Origin of the sequence: Coleofasciculus sp. B1-GNL1-01, from assembly GCF_040220235.1 — a bacterium.
In the GTDB taxonomy this organism is placed as follows: Bacteria; Cyanobacteriota; Cyanobacteriia; order Cyanobacteriales; family Coleofasciculaceae; genus Coleofasciculus.
Window position 1 is genome coordinate 1 of sequence record NZ_JAVJTO010000076.1, and the last position, 4,781, is coordinate 4,781.

Consider the following 4,781-nt stretch of genomic DNA (forward strand, 5'->3'; position numbering starts at 1 on the left):
CTCCCCGTTTATGGAGAGCTTACTGAGAAACCCGTTTTTAGTGGAAAAAGAATTAAACGAGGTTTATATCGTACAGACAAGGGGGTTCTTGTTCAATCTGATGTTATAGGTTCCTACAATATTTTACGAAAAGCATTCCCAAATGCGTTTAACCGCTATGGGATAGAGAGGTGCGTAGTTCACCCAAGGAGAATTAATCTCTCAAAGTAAAAGCGAAGGGAATTTCTGCAATGAAATGAAGTCTGTCTATATTTGACTATACTTTTACCAACTATATCCTTAGCTTGTCGCCCAAATCGTAGGACGCACTACTCGCTGCAATTTCAACAATTAATTCTGGCGCACCTTGGACATAACCATCGGCATCAATGCGTGAGTGTCCCCCCAACGTTTCATCAAATCGCAGTAACGCATCGGGCTGTGGCTCGTTGTCCATATCCAGGCGAACCGTCGCATTGTCCCCTAACCTCACGCCGATTGTGCTAGCGCGATAAACACCCAACCATGTCACCACAAGGGCGTGAGGTTCAGCATGAGGCTCAAAGCGTAACGGTGACGCCACGTAAACCACTCCTTCAATTAGTTCCGCTTTCTTGATCGTTGTCGTTGCTTGATAGCGTCGCTCAAATTCTTTTCGGGTTAAGCGATCGCCATTTTCTAGGGGCGGTAGGTTGGACATCGCCTGAGATTTGCGAGCTGTATGGGTTTGGGAGTTTTTGACCGCCATAGAACAAGACCTTTTAACCGCTACTGTCAGTATAAATAAATGTCTGGTGAATTTTAGATTGAGATAGATTCTCATACCTCGACATGCCCAACAAAACCCTGCAAGCCCGTTTGGATCGCTTTATTCACGCTCCCCAAACTGAACTGGCGCTGATCTTATTAATCCTACTTTCGGTAATCTTGGTGATTGCGGAAGTCACGCTTTACAGTAAAGGTCAACCCTATCGACTTGTCTATCTGACTCAAGAACTACTTACGGGTATCTTTATTATCGAGTTGACCATTCGCTATTTTGCGGCTAAGAATAAACGCCGTTTCTTCCGCCACTATTGGTTAGACATTATTGCCGTATTACCCCTATTGCGAGCATTTCGCCTGTTGCGGGTGTTGCGCCTCCTACGGCTATTGCGGGTGGGAATCTTATTAAATCAGAATTTAAATCGTCTTGGCTCTACCTTAGCCACAAGTATTGGTGTACAGATTGGCGTATTGCTGGTTGTCGGTTTAATTATTTTAGTCGGCGCGATCGCGATTCACTTGCTAGAGGGGTTTACCAATCCGGATTTCGCCTCTGTGAAGGATTCCCTTTGGTGGAGCTTTTTTACCCTGGTATCCGGAGAACCCATCGGCGGCGAACCTCAAACCGATGCGGGACGATTGGTTACACTCATGGTAATCCTGGGTGGCTTGACGATGTTTGCCATGTTTACGGGCGTCGTTTCCGCCGTTATGGTACAACGATTGAGAACCGTGATGGAAATTAAACACTGGGAATTGGACGAACTACGCGATCATATTGTTATCTGTGGCTGGAATCGCAGCGGACATCTGCTGATTGAGCAACTGCAAGCCGATCCCAGTTTAAAACATCATCCGATTGTCGTGGTTGCTGAATTTATCCAAACACCAGAACGAGAACTTAAACATATTAATCGTTCCCAAATTTACTTCTATACTGGGGATTATACGACAATTGATGTCCTGGAAGCGGTGGGAATTTATCACACCTCACGGGCTATTTTGTTGGCAGATGCGACCCATCCGCGCAGCGATCAAGATCGGGATGCCCGAACCGTTTTAGCCGCATTAACGATTGAAAAACTGCATCCGGGGATCTATACCTGCGCTCAACTTCTTGATGGTAAAAATAATGTACAACTGCGAGTGGCGGGGGTGGAAGATGTGATTGTTGCCGATGAATTGGCGAGTCATTTAATGGCGACTTCAGTGCGAAATTGGGGTTCTGTGGATGTGTTGGCGGAATTGCTCACCGTGCAAATGGGAAACCAAATCTATAAAATTCCTCTACCTCAACAATGGAATGGTATTTCATTCTGGAATGCGGCTCAATGGATAAAAGAGGAGCTAGATAGTATTTTAGTCGCTGTGGAACGGCTAACTCAGGGGCGTCGAGAGACGTTGGTTAACCCACCCAAAAATGAACAACTCTTGTTGGGCGATCGCTTGGTTGTGATTGCTCGCCACCAGCCCCAAATTGAGAAAATTCTCCAGTCTAAAAAGCAATAGATCTCAAAGAAGGGCTAAAGCCCTTACTACAAACTAAGAATAGGCTGAAGTGATGGGTGTACCTGGGGCGATTGGGGGAAAAATTGGGATCGATGAATCAGCCACAGATAATTGAACTCTGATTCCCACAGGTAAGGGTGTATTCAGGGCGGTGCGAGCATGGAGTTGCTTACCAGACGGGGTTTGGAGACAATACCGATACTCGCGACCTAAAAAATGGCGATCGCGAATTAAGAGGGGTGCATCATTATCGGGCTTGAGAATTACGTTTTCTTCCAACAGCATTAACTCACCGCAATCAGGAATAGCCTCATTCGGAAATTGGCTGTTACCGTGACAGTCTCCATTCCCAATTTCAAATGAACCCACCTCAGTTTCCCATAATTGTCCCCGACGACGGGCGGGTAAGAAATTGGCTTGGGTGACGAATTCGGCGACAAAGCGAGAAGCAGGGTTGGTGTAAATTTCTTCCGGGGTTCCCAACTGTTCTAAACATCCCGCCCGCATGACTCCCACTTGATCAGAGATGGATAGGGCTTCTTCTCTGTCGTGGGTAACAAAAATTGCGGATGTGCCGATTTCTTTAAGGATGGATCGCACTTCTTGGCGCAACCGCAGACGCACTTGCACATCCAGATTACTGAGAGGTTCATCTAACAGAATTAAAGTGGGACGCGGTGCTAACGCCCGGGCGAGGGCGACTCGCTGCTGTTGTCCTCCGGATAGTTCGTGGGGGTAGCGTTTCTCTAATCCTGATAATCCTACCAGTGCGATCGCGTCAGCCGTATTTTTCTTTATGGATGTTCGATTCATCCCGCTGCGGCGGTTTTTCAAGCCAAAAGCAACATTCTCCGCCACATTCAGATGAGGGAACAAGGCATAATCTTGAAACACCATACCCGTGTTCCGTTGTTCTGGGGGTATCCAATACCCGGAACCTGCAACTGGGCTTCCAGCCAAGACAACCAGTCCCGACTGAGGACGCTCAAACCCTGCCACAATCCGCAGTAGAGTTGTTTTGCCACAGCCAGAGGGACCCAATAACCCCAGTAAATCACCTTGACGCAATGTTAACGTCACCCGATCAACGGCTGGAGTTGTATGTTGATCGTAATGTTTGGTGATGTCCTCTAAATGTAGAATCGCTGCTTGTTCCATAGAATATTGTTGAGCCTTGACTTCTCCTTACACTTTGTTCGAGGACATGGTTCGAGGACATAGTTTTGAGAAGAGTATAGAAGCGGATTTAACGACTATCTCCCCCATCTCCCCCATCTCCCCTATCTCCCTCATCTCCCTCATTTCCCCCTCTTCCTACTACGGCTAGGAAGCCGCCAGCAGTCTTCCAGCCAAAAGGCTAAGTCTCGACGGGGTACAGTTAGCTGTCTGACCACACTCCACAGTTGAATTGCAGTCACCGGATCATGAACCTCAGCCGTGAGTGGCTGGTTCATCCCGCAGTGACTCGCGATCGATAGTTCCTGTAAACGGCGGTACACTTGCCACCGATCGGCTTGATTAATGTCAATCACTTGACCAGTTTTGGGTTGGGAACTCCAGGGATTCATTTTTCACTCAAAATGCAATATATTATCATTAACGTCCGTTGCCAGACGTTAAATTTTCCAGAAAAACTGCTATTACAGGGAGTTTCAGCCGGATTTCACTCCCGTATCCTAGTTTAAGCCAGACGGAAGCCAAATGCTAATTATTTGCAATTAATTAGCTAAAAGACAATGAAGCAGGTACAATACTGCTTCTCCTGCAAGCCCGCTCAAGAGTTCATTAGAACCTCTTGCTCCCAGATGTTCCGGTGGGAACGTCTCTACAACCCCAGCTTCAAGCGTAGGTGTTTTTAAGGAGTGCAAGGCGGGATAGAGAGGGGTTAGGGGTGAGGGCTGTGGCTTAAGTTGACACCAATCCAGGTTCTTGCGCTCGATTTAACCGTAAAATCTATTCCAGTGCTTTAACTGTGTCCAAAGCGACCTAGGAGCAACTTTCACAGAAATTTAATATTTATCCCAGTAGATTTCATCAAAACTACACCCAATTGGTTGAGGTTCGGCTGCACAATAGAGGAAGCGAAAGCACCCTGCCTTAAAAACCCTATACCAAGGCAGATCAATGAACCCGTGAAGCCCTGACAGGGTAAGCCCACATTCTGATTTAGACTTCGGTCTTAAATGGGAATGTGGGCTTCCCGCATTAAATAATCAGTAGTATAAAACTCAGACAATTTTAAGCTTGATGCGGTAGATCTAAATCAGGAGGTTCAACAACCCCACGCTACTAACGTAGAGCATGGGGATTGCAAGACAAATTGCAATTTAAACCGTTGAATACCGCGTAGAGTCTCAGTTTGGTACAGACACCCGGATACTTCCCTAGTCCGGATTACCTCTAAAACCTTTTGTCGGGTTGTTGTTAAGCCAAGACATCTTAACTGAGATGGCGGTAAGGGACTACATTTCGACTTATCTCGACTTCGCTCGATACAAGTCGCTCAATGTAAATACTTTTACTCGGAG

3 protein-coding genes and 2 pseudogenes are annotated in these 4,781 nt (G+C 46.7%); 2 read left to right on the top strand and 3 right to left on the bottom strand.

The window, feature by feature from the left end; translation table 11 throughout:
* A pseudogene (locus RID53_RS18805) lies at nt 1-210 on the top strand (IS200/IS605 family accessory protein TnpB-related protein); the annotation flags it as partial.
* Between the two features lie 64 nt (nt 211-274).
* Here the strand turns inward: RID53_RS18805 and RID53_RS18810 are convergent.
* Nucleotides 275-727: pseudogene (locus tag RID53_RS18810) on the bottom strand (Uma2 family endonuclease); the annotation flags it as partial.
* An 83-nt stretch (nt 728-810) separates the two neighbouring features.
* Here RID53_RS18810 and RID53_RS18815 point away from each other — a divergent pair.
* Nucleotides 811-2,253 carry a potassium channel family protein gene (locus RID53_RS18815; protein WP_446389542.1) on the top strand — a complete coding sequence of 481 codons (1,443 nt, stop codon included), beginning with the start codon at nt 811-813 and terminating at the stop codon, nt 2,251-2,253.
* 33 nt (nt 2,254-2,286) lie between these two features.
* Here the strand turns inward: RID53_RS18815 and RID53_RS18820 are convergent, their stop codons facing one another.
* Both RID53_RS18820 and RID53_RS18825 read right to left on the bottom strand, forming a co-directional pair.
* Nucleotides 2,287-3,411, bottom strand: coding sequence for an ABC transporter ATP-binding protein (locus tag RID53_RS18820; RefSeq protein WP_446389543.1), 1,125 nt, complete (start codon nt 3,409-3,411; stop codon nt 2,287-2,289).
* A gap of 140 nt (nt 3,412-3,551) precedes the next feature.
* The gene (locus RID53_RS18825) at nt 3,552-3,821 is read right to left on the bottom strand and encodes an Asr1405/Asl0597 family protein (protein WP_446389544.1); all 270 of its coding nucleotides are present in this window, start codon (nt 3,819-3,821) and stop codon (nt 3,552-3,554) included.
* Nucleotides 3,822-4,781 lie beyond the last annotated feature (960 nt).

Coding starts and splice junctions, on each gene's coding strand:
- RID53_RS18815 (WP_446389542.1), top strand. CDS start 811: ATGCCCAACAAAACCCTGCAAGCCCGTTTGGATCGCTTTATTCACGCT.
- RID53_RS18820 (WP_446389543.1), bottom strand. CDS start 3,411: ATGGAACAAGCAGCGATTCTACATTTAGAGGACATCACCAAACATTAC.
- RID53_RS18825 (WP_446389544.1), bottom strand. CDS start 3,821: ATGAATCCCTGGAGTTCCCAACCCAAAACTGGTCAAGTGATTGACATT.